Here is a 15,518-nt window from a genome sequence, read left to right on the forward strand (position 1 = left end):
ATAGTTCAGTTGATTTCAGAGATTCACTCCCTTTCCGCCGACTGTCTGCCAAGCCTCCTCGGCACAAGCGCCTGTGGGGTCTCGGCTAGCCAGTTACTCGGCAGGAGTGTCGCAAATCTCTTCAATCCAATGAGGCTTACAGTAAAAAACATCAAGGATAATCTAGTCTTGTTTTAAAAATCATGGTTCGGGATGAGAGCAATCCGAATCTCCTTTTGTAGACAAACTCGATGAAGACTCAGTTTGCTTGCATGTTTTATTTGAATAGTTCAGTTGATTTCAGAGATTCACTCCCTTTCCGCCGACTGTCTGCCAAGCCTCCTCGGCACAAGCGCCTGTGGGGTCTCGGCTAGCCAGTTATTCGGCAGGAGTGTCGCAAATCTCTTTAATCCAATGAGGCTTACAGTAAAAACATCAAGGATAATCTAGTCTTGTTTTTAAAATCATGGTTCGGGATGAGAGCATTCCGAATCTCCCTTTGTAGACAAACTCGATGAAGACTCAGTTTGCTTGCATGTTTTATTTGAATAGTTCAGTTGATTTCAGAGATTCATTCCCTTTCCGCCGACTGTCTGCCAAGCCTCCTCGGCACAAGCGCCTGTGGGGTCTCGGCTAGCCAGTTATTCGGCAGGAGTGTCGCAAATCTCTTTAATCCAATGAGGCTTACAGTAAAAACATCAAGGGTAATCTAGTCTTGTTTTAAAAATCATGGTTCGGGATGAGAGCATTCCGAATCTCCTTTTGTAGACAAACTAAAGGAATTTCCAATCCTTTTTTCTTCTGTTTTTAAACTCATGATGTTAAATCATTTAGACGGTGATAATTCACTTTCCGTTACCCATTTATGGTTCTTCACTTTTTCTCCTCCCGTAGTCGGTGTGAAATCGACCATATAAACAGTCGTTTCTTCAGCAGATTCAACTTCAGCGACAGCCCCGTTCATCCCTTCCATATGAGATGCATTTACTGTGACCTCCGCTCCGGGTTCATATGTTTTCTCACCTGCATCTTTGATTTCTTCGTGAATGATCCATTTATGATTTTCCACTTTTTCTCCGCCTGTTGCAGGCGTATACGATATTGCATAAGCAGTCGTATCAAAGGCACCCACTATTGTTGCTTTGGCCCCCTTCATGCTTTCCATATGACCTGATTCGATAATCGCTTGACTTCCAACTTCATAGGTTGGATTTTCTGCGGCTTTTAATCCCTCCGGAAGATCACCCGAGCTAGAATGGTTCATGTCCATTTCACTATGTTCCTTTTCTTCTTTATCTTCTTTGTTTTTATCATCGCTGTTGGAACATGCTCCAAGGACTAAAAACAGGGCTGCTAATAATGATAAGATGGTCGGCAATTTTGTTCTTTTTTTCATATTGAATAAAACCTCCTTTATGATTACATCCATCTTACCAATTAAATGTGCAGAAAATATGGAGTACACTCGTAGCATAAGACATGGATCCTGTACTTTTTAAGCAATGTTCCTGACTGAATTTAACCTGATAGCGAACATATTAAAGGACTGGATAAAAGTGAACAGCATGCCTTCGAGAGTGGTTTAACGAGGTAAAAGAGATGATTTATTGCAGAGGATATTTGAGGTATTCAATCCTGCCGGACATTTCCTGGAAATCAAGCAAGAAGGACTTGGTCAAAAGTCCTTCTTCTGTCTAGTATCCCAAAGTTGATTGTTCGATTTTTTGCATGATATGTGAAAGGTTCATGGAGGCATGTTTTTTATAATCCCTGCCTATGGATTTGAATAACCCTTTCGCTATACCTATTAACATGATTTTGGTATGTCCATCCGAAATAATGGACTTATTAGGGAAACTTGATTCAGCTTGTGCATCGCCAATCTTATTGGCTGTTTCCTTAATAAAATCAATGATTTTAATTTCCTGGATTTTTCCTTCGATATCGGTTTTATAGATAATTTGATTTCTCCAAAGCTTTAGCTCAATCCTCTGTTTAGTATAATCGAAGAGTTCTTCCGTAATATGAACATTGCTCATTTGATTGGTGTCTTTAATGGGATACAATTTCGGGTTTGGATTGATTTTCTTTATTAAGGATTGGTCAATTGTGACCTTTTCCCGCTTTATGCGCGTATTTTTCGTTTCACATAGAATCAGCCTTAACTGTCCGGCAATTATATTGTTGAACTCTTCTAATCCAAAGAATTCAACAAGCATTACACTATATTCCAAAATGGTGATCGCTTCATCGAATTTTCGTTTAGCAGCTGCATTCGATCTAGTAAAAACCAATCGATTCTTCCTCTCCATATCCTTCTCACCCCACTGAATTCGAATCTATTGAATAAATAGTAAAAACATCCATAAAGGATGTTTCAGACTGTAGACAAATTCGTAGAAAGCGAGTTTGCCTACAGTTTTCTAGTGTTCTCAGAAATTCGCTCCCTTTCCGCCGACTGACAGGCCCCCCCTCGCCAAGCATTCAGCGGTTCTCAACTTGCCAGCAATTCAGCAGTAGTGTCGCAAATTTCTTCAATATAGTAATAGTTTTCTAAGTCTTGCATCAATGACATCCCATGGAATGATCATGCTGTTCATAAAAAACTGTCGAGAATGGACAATCTTTCGATAAGGACTCCTTCGATATTCAGACCTTTTTCCACTATCTTTTGAAGTGCTGTTTCATTAACTCTTTAAATCGTGTTCCATCTATTTCTTCTTTCGTCACTTTCCCATCTTCCCACTGTGTAAAGGATGTATCAGTCAAAGTGATGTTCCCACTATTTGTCAAACGGGTGATTAATGGATGCTTATTGAATGGCGATTGGGGATTTTCCCTGATGATCGTTTGGACCTCATTAAGTTCCGCTACATTTCCTACCGGTTTTGCAGAATCGAAAGCATACCCTATTCTCCAATCGCGATCTTTATGTTTCAGTTTTAATTCAAGGATATGATCTCCATGGTCGGTACTTTCTTTTTTTATCCTGAATTCACCATTTCCGGAAACGACCGTTTCTCCATTCAACGGAACTGGTTTTAGAGGCAGATTCCCGCCAAAACCCGTATCGATCAAATAGGCTTGGCCCTCATGGTTCAATAGAATGGTGACATGTGTCCTTCCTATGGTCATCCACCCCTGATTATAGATGACACCCCGAACCAATGATACATCAAAGTTATTCTCCACCAGGAAAAAATAAAGGGCTGTATTCAATTCATAGCATAATCCACCCTCATTCCTCACGAGGATTTTGTTCATGATATTCGCTTTATTGATATCACTCAGATGGGATGCCATGATTGACAAGTTTTCAAAAGGAATGGTTTTCGCTGTCTTATCCAGAATTTCATCTAATTTCTCAAATGTTAGTTTCACATCTTCCTGGACCCCTATTCTTTTCCTGAATAATGCATTCAGTTCATTCATTAAGATTCCCCCCTTTAAACAGATACCGGCGAAAAGTATCTTGACTTTGTATATATTCATTATACTTTGTCCATATTTCATTCTTCAATCAATCTCCATTAGCTCCACCTTTTCACCTGTAAAGAGGTCGCCCAATAATGCCTTAATCCTGGGCAACCTCCCCCATTCATGCACCGAAGCAGTTTTTCTTTAATCATTCATTTACCTGTAAGATGATTTTACCTAAATTCTTATTGGCTTCCATATGTTCATGCGCCCTTTGTACCTCTCCAAAAGGGAAGACATGGTCCACGATTGCCTTGATTTCATTTTTGAGGAACAACGGCATTGCCTTTTTAACGAATTCACCCGTTAACTCTTTTTTATATTCATCACTCCGAGGAGTTAGTAGAGTTCCTTTTAATTGAACTCTTTTTAAGAGAAGTTCCATCAGGTTCACCTTCTCGACTACAGTTCCGCCTAGAATGCCTATCAGTACCCATCGTCCATCAGTTTTTATGCTTTTGAGGTTTTTCTCCCAGTAAGAAGCACCGATGAAATCCAGGATAACATCCACTCCTTGATTATTTGTAGCTTTCAGTACTTCCTCATCAAAAGATTGTTCTTTATAGTTGATACAGATATCCGCTCCTAGTGAGTGACAGAAATCCAATTTTTCCTTTGAGCCGGCTGTAGTGATTATTTTCGCTTTTGTCATCTTTTTTGCCAGTTGGATAGCTGCTGTGCCTACACCGCTTCCGCCAGCATGAATCAATACCGTCTCTCGATCATTTAATTCCCCTAACCAAAACAAAGTTTGGTACGCAGTCAAGAATACTTCAGGAATCGCTGCTGCCTCTTCAAATGACAGGTTATCCGGAATCTTCATTGCTCGATCAGCCGGCATCAAGGCATATTGAGCATAACCGCCGCCGTTTACAAGGCCCATCACTCTCGTCCCCAATTGTATATTTGTACCTTCCCCTGTTTCCACCACTTCACCAGAAACTTCAATCCCCAATATTGGATTGGCCATATAACCGGATTTACCTTCCCGGGAAACAATATCCGTTCTATTTATCGCAGAGGCTTTAACCTTTATTAATATTTCCCCTTTTCCGGGCATGGGCTTTGAAAAATCTTTAAATAGTAATTGTTCTGCACCACCCGGTTCTTTAACCACTACTGCTTTCATTTGCCCCACTCCTATCAATTAAATTAGTGACCACCCTTTTAAAATGGTTTGTCTTGGAGTTGGAAACTATCCTACTCCAAAAAATATCCACAAGCAAACAATTAGGTTTTGTAAACATGATAGAATAAAAAAACCCGATGTCCCTTTCGAGGCCATCGAGCTTTTTTGAAAAGTTTATATTACCTTTTATTAAGCGATTGACTTCTATCCAGGTCATGATGCACTTGTGGTGCAGGAACCTTAGGGTTAGGAATCTGCCCTTTTGCAACTGGTTCAGCTACATAAACAAAATCTCCCGTACCATCTGGGGCGCTTCCTGTTGCCCACAGGCCGTCTGCTGATTCATTACCTTCTGACAAGTTCCAGAATTCGTACGCTTCCGGTTGAGATTCCATTTCCGCTTCCGGTGGGAATGATGCGGGGACGACAACTCCATTTTTTTCTTCGAGTTCTGCAATGGCCGCCATCCATTGATATTGGTGGTAACGATCACGGGCTAACATTTTACGGAAGGTAGCACGTACCCCTTCATCTTTGGTCATATGATATAATCGGGCCACTTGAAGGCGTCCTTGGCTTTCAGCATGCAGATTCGATCGCATGTCCGCTAATAAATTTCCGCTGGCTACAATATAAGATCCGTTCCAAGGCACCCCATTCGAGTTGGTTGGCAGTCCGCCAAGACCGCTTACGAGCAAATGCTGGGGATTGATTCCACCCATGATCGCTGCTGTAGCAGGATCTTTTGCGGCTTCTGCTTGATCTTCCGGAGAAGCGCCATCAAGTAATTGACTAATGAGTGAACAAAGCATCTCTACATGTCCAATTTCCTCTGTACCGATATCCATCAGCATATCTTTGTATTTTTCTTCTCCACGGCAGTTAAAACCCTGAAAAAGATATTGCATCATGACAGTCATTTCCCCAAACTGTCCACCTAACACTTCCTGAATTTGACGGGCAAGCATCGGATCTGGTCGATCTACCTTAACTTCAAATTGCAATTCTTTTTGATGGCGAAACATATTAACTCCTCCTTTTTTTATATGATGTACGGTTTTTTATTACCCGCCTATACATGCATGAAACCTTAATCCAGTTATAATGAACAATAATTAGAAAAAATTCACATACCATTAACATTGATTACCGAACTAAAAAGCAAAGGATTATCTTTGTGCTATGAATCGCTCAATAAATAAGATTTATAAAAGGTCCATTTACCTGTCTATAACTTTACAATACAGGGTAAAGTAGAAAGAACCATATATAGGAAAATACAAAAGGAGGATGGAAAATGGATTTCAAGCCCCGAAATCAAAAAGATCAATCCATTTCGGAATTACGTTATACTTATTCCGCCCGTAACCTATGGTCCGGTTTTCTATTCGGGATCGGATTGGTGGCATTCATCGATGAGGCCATCTTTCATCAACTATTGCATTGGCACCATTTCTATGACAAGTCCACAACCAATATTGGGCTTGTCTCGGATGGTTTATTTCATGCCCTAAGCTGGTTCGCAACGGTCGGGTCGTTATTCATGTTCGCTGACCTTCGCCGTCGAAAGGGATTATGGCTGAAAAGGTGGATAGGGGGAGTTTTGCTCGGGGCAGGTTCTTTCCAGTTATATGACGGAATCATCCAGCACAAGCTCATGCGCCTCCATCAAATCCGTTACAATGTCGATATTTTCCCATACGACTTGACTTGGAACATTGCCGCTACAATCATGATCTTGATCGGCATTGCCCTCGTCATTCAAACAAGGCGCAGCTTACTTAAAATGAAAGAAGACGCCAGCAATGCACAGTAATGGACATATTCATGATAATGGAACTGGTTTTGAACCGATTTTATTGATTCTACTCATGCTGGTTATAGTCATTTATATCGCAGCTGTCATAATTTCGAACCGCCGCTATAAAAAATGGCCCTTATACCGTACCTTCTTGTGGATTCTTGGCATTCTCTGTGCAGCCTCAGCAATTATAGGCCCTATAGCCAATCGCGCACATATGGACTTTACGGCGCATATGGTTGGTCATTTACTGCTTGGAATGATTGCACCCATCCTGCTCGTGCTTGCTGCACCTATTACGCTTGCACTGCGCACACTTGATGTACAATCAGCAAGACGTCTTTCAAAGGTGTTGAAAAGTTGGCCGCTGCGCATTATGAGCAATCCAATCACTGCCTCCGTGCTTAATATTGGGGGGCTTTGGATACTTTATACGACTGGTTTGTACGGGTTGATGCATCAGAATGCCCTTTTGCATGCATTAGTGCATTTTCACGTGTTCATAGCGGGCTATCTATTCACTGCGTCCATGATTTATATGGACCCTGCGCCCCACAGGTTCAGCTTCATGTTTCGAGCTATCGTATTTACAATTTCACTGGCCGGCCATGATATCCTTTCTAAATATATTTTTGCCCACCCGCCAAGCGGAGTCACCAAGGTACAAGCGGAAAATGGCGGAATGTTAATGTACTATGCCGGTGATGCCATTGACGTTGCACTTATATGCATCCTTTGCTATCAATGGTTCAAAGCCACCCGACCCAAGGAATCACTTGCCTTGTAGGAAGGCGGTTCCATGATTACTTCGGTAAACTCCTGTTTAATCGTCCAACATTTAGCTCATACTAATTTTTGATGAAAAAATTTTGGATGGAGCTGAATGAAAAATGGAATATGAAGCTAACAATTCTACTGAAAATGCTCTTCGTGATTATAAAGCTGGAATCGGTGTCTTTACGCATAAAATGCCAGATCTTGCTGAGAAATTCAATTCGTTTACGGAAGAGTGCTTTAAAGAAGGTCAATTATCCAAGAAAGAAAAACAGCTTATCGCACTAGGAATAAGCCTATATTCACAAGATGAATACTGTATTATCTATCATACAAAAGGATGTCTTGATCAAGGTTGTTCCGAACAAGAAATTCTTGAAGCCATTGGTGTGACCGCGGCATTTGGCGGAGGAGCAACCATGAGTCAGGCTGTTACCCTCGTACAGGAATGCATTCAGGAAATCAATCAGATGAAACAATGAAAAAGAAGGGATAGGAGAATTAATCCTATCCCTTCTTTATGTTCTTAATAAATGCTTTTAATGACTCATGTTGTTGTTATTTCCTTGTGCGGGTGCATACGAATTCATCATTTGTTGCATATCCTGCTGTGCAAGCTGCGGAACTTGGTAATAATGATGTTTGTTTTGATATATCGAAATCTCATATGCCATTTCAATGCAGTTCGGAACGGAATCTGCAAATACGCGGCGAACCACCGGATTCGTTATTTCAAGCGCTGCCATCGCCTTCATGGATGCTGCAGACTTAACAGCTCCAAGCATCAAGCCTGAAATGCATTCATCCGTAATTTCCGATACGGATTGCAAAGGTTTCTTTGGCTGAGTTGGTGTCAATCCATATATAAAATCGTTACCTTGATTCATTTTGTAGCTCTGAGTCGGTTTGGAAGGATCCTGGCCCGTTTGGAAGCACTCCAATGAAATATTATATTCATCTTGGATGAACTGATATTGACGATCCAGAATGTCGAGTAATTCCTGATCTTGGATATGCTGACGCAAAAGAGTATATGTGTTTAAAGTACCAATCGCTCCCGACAACACTTCATGTACATCGAATACTTCGTGACCACCGTGATTCATTTGTGGGGGAATGGCACCCGTTTGCATGTTCTGGTGTACTTGACCTTGTTGATATTGGTTTTGCATTGTAATTTCCCTCCTCATATTATCAATCATGCGAACACGTTTAGTATGTTAAACCCCAACCGGATTATTCAATCTAAACTCTTCCAAGAAGACCAAAAAGCTGCTACATCATTTTTTTCTGTATAAAAAAAACGTGGCGCTTTAAACTATAAACACTTTATAACATGGGAGGATTTCTAATGACACATCAATGCTTCTATTGTAATGATGTCACGGAAGAAAAAAAAATCCATGTCGTAACATTTCAAGTTACTGACACGGATAGAAATGAAATGCTTTGTGATGAATGTTATCAAGAATGGCTACAAGGAATAAAAGGTTAAGCATCAAAAGCCCTCTAACATTTCCCAAACATAAACGATGATGCATGCTTGGATGAATTCAGGGTAACTTAAATGCGTTAATGAATTTCAAGGAGGATGGTTATGGGAATTTTAAGCGGAAATCCGAAAGATGAGCCTATGCATTATGGAGAGGTATTTGGAACCTGGGCATTTCTAACAACTACAAAAGGGTTGATTGCCTGTCATCAAACTATGCTTAATCATACTGGCGACAAGGACCTGCATAAATTACTTGTTGAAGTGATCAATCAAGGGAAACAGGAACATGACCAACTTGAATCATTATTAAAAGAAAATAACGTAGGATTGCCTCCGTCACCACCTGAAAGGCCTAAAGCTAATTTGGAGGATATTCCCGTCGGGGCACGTCTTCAAGATCCTGAAATCTCTGCTTCAGTATCAATCGATATTAATGCAGGATTAGTTGCTTGCAGCCAAATGATGGGTCAATGCATCCGCGAAGATATTGCACAGATGTTTGCGCAATTCCATACCAATAAAGCTGCATTGGGTGCTGACTTCCTAAGATTGAATAAGGAAAAAGGATGGCTTGTCCCTCCTCCTCTTCATATTAGAAAAACAAGTATGTAAATAGTAATGAAATATCCCCTTAATCATGTTTTGTGATTGAATGCCCAACATGATTAAGGGATTAATTCCATAAGGACGATCAAGGAATCATTACCATTGCAAACTTTCGATTAAGTGGCACTTTGTACATTGTTGACTATAATCATTTATCACAAATTCATGGTTACAATTTTCCCGAAAAGTGTTCAGCTCCCTTTTCAGCTGTTCCAATTGAGTTTCCAACTGTTTCATTTCAATTTTTATCTGGATTACCCGATTCATCGAATTCTCCTTCGGAATCATTGATAGATTTTCCCATCCGTTTTCCTAAATTCATTCGCTTTTTCTTTAAGCCCTTCATCGATTACCGACTCAAAACCCAGACCCTTCTCCTTCGCCAAATCACGGATGTCCTGAGAGATTCTCATACTGCAGAATTTTGGTCCGCACATTGAACAGAAATGGGCTGTTTTGGCACCTTCAGCCGGTAGAGTTTCATCGTGATATTCAACTGCCCTTTCAGGGTCAAGAGAAAGATTGAATTGATCTCTCCAACGAAATTCGAATCTGGCCTTCGAAAGGGCATCATCCCGTTTTCTTGCCTGCGGATGGCCTTTTGCAAGGTCAGCTGCGTGAGCTGCAATTTTGTAAGTAATGACCCCTACCCGAACATCCTCTTTATTCGGTAGCCCCAAATGCTCTTTCGGTGTCACATAGCAAAGCATGGCAGTACCAAACCATCCAATCATGGCAGCACCAATCGCAGAAGTGATATGGTCATATCCAGGAGCTATATCCGTCGTCAATGGTCCCAGGGTATAAAATGGTGCTTCTTGACAGACTTCCAGCTGCTTATCCATATTTTCTTTAATCAAATGCATCGGTACGTGACCGGGTCCCTCCACCATTACTTGAACGTCGTGCTTCCAAGCAATCTTCGTCAACTCCCCAAGTGTTTCCAATTCGGCAAATTGTGCCTCATCGTTTGCATCTGCAATGGATCCAGGACGGAGACCGTCACCTAATGAGAATGCGACATCATACGTCTTCATGATTTCACAAATCTCTTCAAAGTGAGTATAGAGAAAACTTTCTTGGTGGTGGGCCAAGCACCATTGTGCCATTATGGAGCCTCCCCTGGAAACAATGCCCGTAACTCGCTTTGCTGTCATTGGGATGTATCGCAAAAGCACACCAGCGTGTATGGTGAAGTAATCGACACCTTGCTCAGCCTGCTCGATTAATGTATCCCGGAAAACTTCCCAATTTAAATCTTCCGCGACTCCATTCACTTTTTCCAATGCTTGATATATCGGAACCGTTCCAACCGGCACAGGTGAATTCCTAATAATCCATTCCCGCGTCGTGTGAATATTCTTTCCTGTGGAAAGATCCATTATGTTGTCTGCACCCCATCGTGTTGCCCAAGTCATTTTCTCCACTTCAGCTTCGATCGATGAACTAACAGCTGAGTTTCCAATATTCGCATTTATTTTCACGTGAAAATTACGTCCGATGATCATGGGCTCACTTTCCGGATGGTTAATATTTGCCGGAATGATCGCCCGCCCGCTAGCTACCTCTTCTCTTACAAACTCAGGGGCTACATTTTCCCTGATCGAAATGAACTCCATTTCTGGAGTAATGATACCTTTACGGGCATAATGGAGCTGGGTTACGTTTTTCCCTTTCACTGCACGCAATGGTTTTCTTTTCAATCCCGGAAAAACTTCGGCATTGGATTGTGATTCCACTTTTCTATATCCGTTATCTTCGGGCTTTATTTCACGCCCTTCATACTCTTCAACATCTTCCCGTTCCAGAACCCAGCTGCGTCTAATCGGGGAAAGGCCTTTATGAATATCAATGGGATATTCTGAATCCGTATAGAAGCCGCTTGTGTCATATACACGTAAAGGCGGATTCTCCTCTTCGCCGAATGCCCCTGTTGTCGGACTTAGCTTAATTTCACGCATAGGTACTTTAATATCGGGTCTAGATCCCTCAACATACACTTTTTTACTCCCGGCAAAACTGGACATAATTGAAACGTTCATGTCATTTACTGAATTACTCATCATGATTTCATTTCTCCTTTTTAAGTTCATTTAAAAAGGACAAAATCCAATCCATTTCGCACGAAAAAGCCAGGTCTCATATTTAAAGACCCGGCTAACGTTAGTATGACTACAGAAATGACCAATTGAAATGTCATCGTTCAGTAGATTCTAACTTCCCCACGCTGGTATGAACCAGATCAGGTCCTGAGGGTTAAGAAGCTTAAGCGCTTCCCTCTCAGCCCAACTTTTATTGGACACCCCTAGTCTGAATAATTTAATTGATTACACGGTAACTATAGCTCACCCTTTTCATTCTGTAAATAATTTGAAAGACCTAATATTTTCTCTACAATTATCTAAAATTGTTATTTGGAGGAGGACCGCCAATTAATCCCTCAGGCTCTCAAGGATAGGGAAAAGCTCCTCTAAATGCGTGATTTCATAGGTTGGAATCACTTCATTCCGTTCCTTATCATGGCGATTTATCCAGACCGACTTTATACCTACCCGTGATGCTCCAAGGATATCGGTCATTAAATTATCGCCGACCATCAATACTTCATCCTTATCAAGCTCCATGATTTCCAAAGCATGCTCAAAAATGGAGGCATCCGGTTTACCTCGTCCAAATGCGCCTGAAATCACGATTTGGTCGAAATAAGGAACCAGTTCAGGCGTAATTTCAAGTTTGGTATTTTGCAGTTCAGGAGATCCGTTCGTAAGCAATAGCAATTTGTACTTCCCTTTTAATTCATCCAGAACACGGAATGTTTCTTCATAGATAAATGGCTTTTTGCGTCTTTCAGCCGGGAAACGTTCTGCCAGTTCAAGCCCAAATTCCGGGTCATCGATCCCTAAAGCCTTCAAGCCCCTCGTCCACGCTTCTTTCCGATAAGCCGGTACAATCCCGGCCATCTTCCGGAATTCATCATGGTCATCTTGAAAATTCCCCCATAGTCCCTCAAATGGGTTGATTCCAATCATTTGAGTGAATGCATATGTATCGTAAGAAGAATAAAGCTCACGCGCTTCCTTCCGCACCGCTTCTTCAAACTCGTCGACATTCAGACCATATTTCTCCTTGGCAACTTGACATGTGGCAACAAAAGCCTCTTTTACACTTTTCTGATCCCAAAGTAATGTATCATCTAAATCAAAAAAAACTGCCTTCAGCAAAATGTCCACCCCTCTTTCCCCAATATTGAATTCGTAAAAATTACACTATTACAATAATAAACCACAACCAATAAAAAAAGAATAACTATTCGGAAAATGCCTGCCTCTTTCTTAAAATCAGCAAAATGGCTTACCTTTTCCCGGTGGGAAACCATATATTATTTACCTTCTCTTCTTTCAAATACATACAGTTTTCCATTACTGGCAATCTTGAATTTTGGACCGATGAACCCTCGCCGGATCAGCTCTTTCCTCAGATATACCATGAGGGCGGCATGACTCACGATCAGAACATTCCTTTCCCCCTTTGCAAAAACTTCATCCAATACTTTATTGATCCTTTGCTCTGCAATCTTAATTTCCGCCCTAGTCTGCTTGTTGATCACCGAGCAGCAGCGAATCCAGATGGCCCAAAGGATGAACGGCAGCTTGATGCTGCCTCTAAGAGGGGGTGATGGTATTTCCCGCAGCTCCTCCATCCGATGAACCGTACCTGGATAGATGTGTTCCGCTGTCTTGACAGCTCTCGACATATCACTGCAATAACATTCTTGCCATTCCTCAACACCAAATAAAGTCGTTCCATAAATAATATCCGCTGCATCATAGTCCTCAAACCATTGCTTCATATCATCCGCCGTCACAGATCTCCCAGTAGGAAATTCATGTGCCACCTTAAAATGCCGTACCAAACCAATTTTCATATATTCTCCTTTTTATCTTTTAAAATATTCATTTCTTTTTCCTGTAAAAGCCCTTAACAATATATTAACCTATGTAAAGCTATATAATAAATGCAAGTTGAAACCATTAAAAACCTTACTGAGCTCTCCTTGACATTGTGTATGGTTAAAGGTTCTCACAGATTGAGTCACTGCAAGCATTTGATTATGATAGGGAAAGATATCATGGGCAAGACCATATGTAAAATGATCGAAAAAAGAGAAAGCATATCGCCTTCTCCTTTTATCGTTTAATCTATGAATTGAAGTTCTGTTATCGTACATCTTTTCCTGAATTTATATTTCCCGCTCAAATCACTGAATTGATAATCATTTAGAGATTTCCCCAGTTGTTCCTTTAGTTTATCCACCGTGATGGATTCCTCAACTGTCTCTTTCCAATTTTCATTTCCCATTATCTCTTCGAACGGAATGGTAGCCAGGACTTCATCATATATCTGGATGCTTTGATCGATGCCGAAGCTGCCATAGATACTGCCATTTTCATCAGCAAAGATATCCTCCGATTCCAATTCTTCCACCAACACTTCCAGATATCCCTTTGACTTAACAGGCTTGATGGCAATCTCCGCTTCTGCCTTTACAGGTCCCAATCTCTTATCTATGATCTCTATCGTCAATTTAACGTGAACGGGCGGATAACCAAACCCTTCACAAAGTTCTGCTGCCGAGTTATATACCATCTGAACATCCTCCTTTTTTCACTATCATTATATAATATAAATCCTCCATTTCCTTACCAAAAACCCTTTTTCAAGATCATCCGGTACTGCTTCTCTCCTTCATCATCTGAAGGGTCAATCGTCACATTCCCGGATTCCCCTTTAAACGAATGCCAGCCATCATAGAAAAAAGCCAGTAATCCTGATTTCCTCAGTTCACGGGCAAGATGATCATTTTTATTTCACATAAATTGATCGAAGTTTATGGTGTATTATCGGTAAACGTATAAATGTAAAAAATCCAATGCAGCTCATGGGCATTGGATTTTTTATAGCTTCACATTATGGCTTTAGCACCACTTTAATACATTCATCTTCGTGATCGTTAAAGATTTGATAAGCCTCACTCGCTTTTTCGAGGGGGACTTTATGGGATATGATTTCCGTAGGGTCGAACTCTCCAGCCGTGATTTTATCAAAAAGCTTGGGCATGTAGTGAATGACCGGTGCTTGTCCCATTTTCAGGTTAATGTTCCGCTCGAATATATTGCCTAATGGGAACATATTATATTTCGATCCGTACACGCCAGTCAGTTGGATCGTGCCGAATTTACGTACGGCGTTAAGTGCAATCTCGATCGCACTTAACGTTCCACCCTGAAGTTTCAGCTTTTGCTCAATCGCCTCTATCGTTGATTTCTTTCCATCCATTCCCACACAGTCTATGACCACATCGGCCCCGCCTGAAGTGATTTCCTTAATGTATCTGCCCATATCGTTATACTCATCGAAGTTATACGCCTCCACCTTATTCATCTGTTTAGCCTTATTGAGTCTATAAGGAAGATTGTCGATGGCAATGACCCTTTTTGCTCCTTTCATCCAAGCGAACTTCTGAACCATCAAGCCAATCGGCCCACAGCCCAATACCGCTACCGTATCACCTTTCTTGACGCCAGCGTTCTCTACACTCCAATATGCGGTTGGCAGCACATCGGACAGGAACAAAAGCGCTTCATCCTCAAGTTCACATGACTCTGGGATGACAAATGGCATGAAGTTTCCATATGGTACCCTAAAATATTCTGCCTGCCCGCCTGGATAGTTCCCATATCGTTCCGTAAAACCAAAGTACCCGCCTGTATCCACCGCTTCATTGGGGTTGGAATTATCACATTGACTCTCCATATCATGTTCACAATAATAACAGTGCCCGCAAGAAATGTTGAAAGGCAAGACAACCCTGTCTCCTTTTTTCACCTTTGTCACTTCCGGACCCACCTCTTCGACGATCCCCATCGGTTCATGGCCAATGATATAATCTTTATGCGTCGGCAAAGCACCCTGATATATATGGAGGTCGGACCCGCATATAGCTGTTGAAGTCACTCGTACGATGATATCATCCTTTTGCTGAAGTTTCGGATCTTCAACTTGTTTTACCTGAATATCTTTTGCTCCTTGAAACGTTACAGCCTTCATAATCAACCTCCCAAAATTTTCTTATTACCTTTAATATACCCATCCACAAGACTGCTAAGCCTATGAACACCTGATTTCCCCAGGAATTAGAAGTCCTTCATTGCAAAAAAGCCCCGGAAAACCGGGACTCACCTATGAAACCTTTTATT

At 41.3% G+C, this 15,518-nt stretch carries 16 protein-coding genes and 1 riboswitch; of the genes, 5 read left to right on the forward strand and 11 right to left on the reverse strand.

Translation table 11 applies throughout. The features are described 5' to 3' along the window. Nucleotides 1–805: 805 nt before the first annotated feature. The 5 genes from ACIQYG_RS08690 to ACIQYG_RS08710 all read right to left on the reverse strand — a co-directional run bounded on the left by ACIQYG_RS08690 (nt 806) and on the right by ACIQYG_RS08710 (nt 5,610). A complete protein-coding gene (locus ACIQYG_RS08690; RefSeq protein ID WP_402837099.1) occupies nt 806–1,375 on the reverse strand; it encodes a YdhK family protein in 570 nt (189 codons plus the stop codon). 298 nt (nt 1,376–1,673) lie between these two features. Then, entirely contained in the window at nt 1,674–2,291 is a 618-nt protein-coding gene (locus ACIQYG_RS08695; RefSeq protein WP_402837101.1) for a hypothetical protein, read from the reverse strand. Between the two features lie 352 nt (nt 2,292–2,643). After that, nucleotides 2,644–3,411 carry an arylamine N-acetyltransferase family protein gene (locus ACIQYG_RS08700; protein WP_402837103.1) on the reverse strand — a complete coding sequence of 256 codons (768 nt, stop codon included), beginning with the start codon at nt 3,409–3,411 and terminating at the stop codon, nt 2,644–2,646. Between the two features lie 193 nt (nt 3,412–3,604). Next, on the reverse strand, nt 3,605–4,585 hold the full coding sequence (locus ACIQYG_RS08705; protein ID WP_402837105.1) for an NAD(P)H-quinone oxidoreductase: 981 nt from the start codon (nt 4,583–4,585) through the stop codon (nt 3,605–3,607). A gap of 179 nt (nt 4,586–4,764) precedes the next feature. Then, on the reverse strand, nt 4,765–5,610 hold the full coding sequence (locus ACIQYG_RS08710) for a manganese catalase (RefSeq protein WP_402837107.1): 846 nt from the start codon (nt 5,608–5,610) through the stop codon (nt 4,765–4,767). Nucleotides 5,611–5,882: 272 nt separating this feature from the next. On the opposite strand from ACIQYG_RS08710, the gene ACIQYG_RS08715 reads away from it, so the two are divergent. From ACIQYG_RS08715 to ACIQYG_RS08725, 3 genes are all read left to right on the forward strand, one after another. Continuing rightward, the gene (locus tag ACIQYG_RS08715) at nt 5,883–6,401 is read left to right on the forward strand and encodes a DUF2243 domain-containing protein (protein ID WP_127777282.1); all 519 of its coding nucleotides are present in this window, start codon (nt 5,883–5,885) and stop codon (nt 6,399–6,401) included. 55 nt (nt 6,402–6,456) lie between these two features. Beyond that, nucleotides 6,457–7,173 carry a cytochrome c oxidase assembly protein gene (locus tag ACIQYG_RS08720; RefSeq protein WP_402837193.1) on the forward strand — a complete coding sequence of 239 codons (717 nt, stop codon included), beginning with the start codon at nt 6,457–6,459 and terminating at the stop codon, nt 7,171–7,173. A gap of 103 nt (nt 7,174–7,276) precedes the next feature. Continuing rightward, the gene (locus tag ACIQYG_RS08725; protein ID WP_034305272.1) at nt 7,277–7,642 is read left to right on the forward strand and encodes a carboxymuconolactone decarboxylase family protein; all 366 of its coding nucleotides are present in this window, start codon (nt 7,277–7,279) and stop codon (nt 7,640–7,642) included. Between the two features lie 57 nt (nt 7,643–7,699). On the opposite strand, the gene ACIQYG_RS08730 is transcribed toward ACIQYG_RS08725, so the two are convergent. Further along, the gene (locus ACIQYG_RS08730; protein WP_402837110.1) at nt 7,700–8,332 is read right to left on the reverse strand and encodes a spore coat protein; all 633 of its coding nucleotides are present in this window, start codon (nt 8,330–8,332) and stop codon (nt 7,700–7,702) included. Between the two features lie 179 nt (nt 8,333–8,511). Between ACIQYG_RS08730 and ACIQYG_RS08735 the strand changes: the two genes are divergently transcribed. Beyond that, nucleotides 8,512–8,655, forward strand: coding sequence for a hypothetical protein (locus ACIQYG_RS08735; RefSeq protein WP_402837112.1), 144 nt, complete (start codon nt 8,512–8,514; stop codon nt 8,653–8,655). A gap of 102 nt (nt 8,656–8,757) precedes the next feature. After that, the gene (locus ACIQYG_RS08740) at nt 8,758–9,267 is read left to right on the forward strand and encodes a DUF3231 family protein (protein ID WP_402837114.1); all 510 of its coding nucleotides are present in this window, start codon (nt 8,758–8,760) and stop codon (nt 9,265–9,267) included. A 278-nt stretch (nt 9,268–9,545) separates the two neighbouring features. On the opposite strand, the gene thiC is transcribed toward ACIQYG_RS08740, so the two are convergent. The 5 genes from thiC to ACIQYG_RS08765 form a co-directional block, all read right to left on the reverse strand. Further along, the gene (gene thiC, locus ACIQYG_RS08745; RefSeq protein ID WP_402837116.1) at nt 9,546–11,327 is read right to left on the reverse strand and encodes a phosphomethylpyrimidine synthase ThiC; all 1,782 of its coding nucleotides are present in this window, start codon (nt 11,325–11,327) and stop codon (nt 9,546–9,548) included. A 136-nt stretch (nt 11,328–11,463) separates the two neighbouring features. Next, nucleotides 11,464–11,578: riboswitch (TPP riboswitch) on the reverse strand. A 115-nt stretch (nt 11,579–11,693) separates the two neighbouring features. After that, on the reverse strand, nt 11,694–12,482 hold the full coding sequence (locus tag ACIQYG_RS08750) for an HAD family hydrolase (protein ID WP_402837118.1): 789 nt from the start codon (nt 12,480–12,482) through the stop codon (nt 11,694–11,696). Between the two features lie 158 nt (nt 12,483–12,640). Next, the gene (locus ACIQYG_RS08755; RefSeq protein ID WP_402837120.1) at nt 12,641–13,186 is read right to left on the reverse strand and encodes a histidine phosphatase family protein; all 546 of its coding nucleotides are present in this window, start codon (nt 13,184–13,186) and stop codon (nt 12,641–12,643) included. A 269-nt stretch (nt 13,187–13,455) separates the two neighbouring features. Further along, nucleotides 13,456–13,908 (reverse strand): hypothetical protein, encoded by a 453-nt coding sequence (locus ACIQYG_RS08760; RefSeq protein WP_402837122.1) that lies wholly within the window; start codon nt 13,906–13,908, stop codon nt 13,456–13,458. A 321-nt stretch (nt 13,909–14,229) separates the two neighbouring features. Continuing rightward, the gene (locus ACIQYG_RS08765; protein ID WP_402837124.1) at nt 14,230–15,369 is read right to left on the reverse strand and encodes a zinc-dependent alcohol dehydrogenase; all 1,140 of its coding nucleotides are present in this window, start codon (nt 15,367–15,369) and stop codon (nt 14,230–14,232) included. Between the last annotated feature and the right edge of the window lie 149 nt (nt 15,370–15,518).

It is taken from the genome of Peribacillus sp. NPDC096622, assembly GCF_044762665.1.
GTDB classification, from domain to species: Bacteria; Bacillota; Bacilli; order Bacillales; family DSM-1321; genus Peribacillus; species Peribacillus frigoritolerans_B.

Bases quoted from the DNA above. Each gene is read 5' to 3' on its own strand.
- ACIQYG_RS08690 (WP_402837099.1), bottom strand. From the start codon at position 1,375: ATGAAAAAAAGAACAAAATTGCCGACCATCTTATCATTATTAGCAGCC.
- ACIQYG_RS08695 (WP_402837101.1), bottom strand. From the start codon at position 2,291: ATGGAGAGGAAGAATCGATTGGTTTTTACTAGATCGAATGCAGCTGCT.
- ACIQYG_RS08700 (WP_402837103.1), bottom strand. From the start codon at position 3,411: ATGAATGAACTGAATGCATTATTCAGGAAAAGAATAGGGGTCCAGGAA.
- ACIQYG_RS08705 (WP_402837105.1), bottom strand. From the start codon at position 4,585: ATGAAAGCAGTAGTGGTTAAAGAACCGGGTGGTGCAGAACAATTACTA.
- ACIQYG_RS08710 (WP_402837107.1), bottom strand. From the start codon at position 5,610: ATGTTTCGCCATCAAAAAGAATTGCAATTTGAAGTTAAGGTAGATCGA.
- ACIQYG_RS08715 (WP_127777282.1), top strand. From the start codon at position 5,883: ATGGATTTCAAGCCCCGAAATCAAAAAGATCAATCCATTTCGGAATTA.
- ACIQYG_RS08720 (WP_402837193.1), top strand. From the start codon at position 6,457: ATGCTGGTTATAGTCATTTATATCGCAGCTGTCATAATTTCGAACCGC.
- ACIQYG_RS08725 (WP_034305272.1), top strand. From the start codon at position 7,277: ATGGAATATGAAGCTAACAATTCTACTGAAAATGCTCTTCGTGATTAT.
- ACIQYG_RS08730 (WP_402837110.1), bottom strand. From the start codon at position 8,332: ATGCAAAACCAATATCAACAAGGTCAAGTACACCAGAACATGCAAACG.
- ACIQYG_RS08735 (WP_402837112.1), top strand. From the start codon at position 8,512: ATGACACATCAATGCTTCTATTGTAATGATGTCACGGAAGAAAAAAAA.
- ACIQYG_RS08740 (WP_402837114.1), top strand. From the start codon at position 8,758: ATGGGAATTTTAAGCGGAAATCCGAAAGATGAGCCTATGCATTATGGA.
- thiC (WP_402837116.1), bottom strand. From the start codon at position 11,327: ATGATGAGTAATTCAGTAAATGACATGAACGTTTCAATTATGTCCAGT.
- ACIQYG_RS08755 (WP_402837120.1), bottom strand. From the start codon at position 13,186: ATGAAAATTGGTTTGGTACGGCATTTTAAGGTGGCACATGAATTTCCT.
- ACIQYG_RS08760 (WP_402837122.1), bottom strand. From the start codon at position 13,908: ATGGTATATAACTCGGCAGCAGAACTTTGTGAAGGGTTTGGTTATCCG.
- ACIQYG_RS08765 (WP_402837124.1), bottom strand. From the start codon at position 15,369: ATGAAGGCTGTAACGTTTCAAGGAGCAAAAGATATTCAGGTAAAACAA.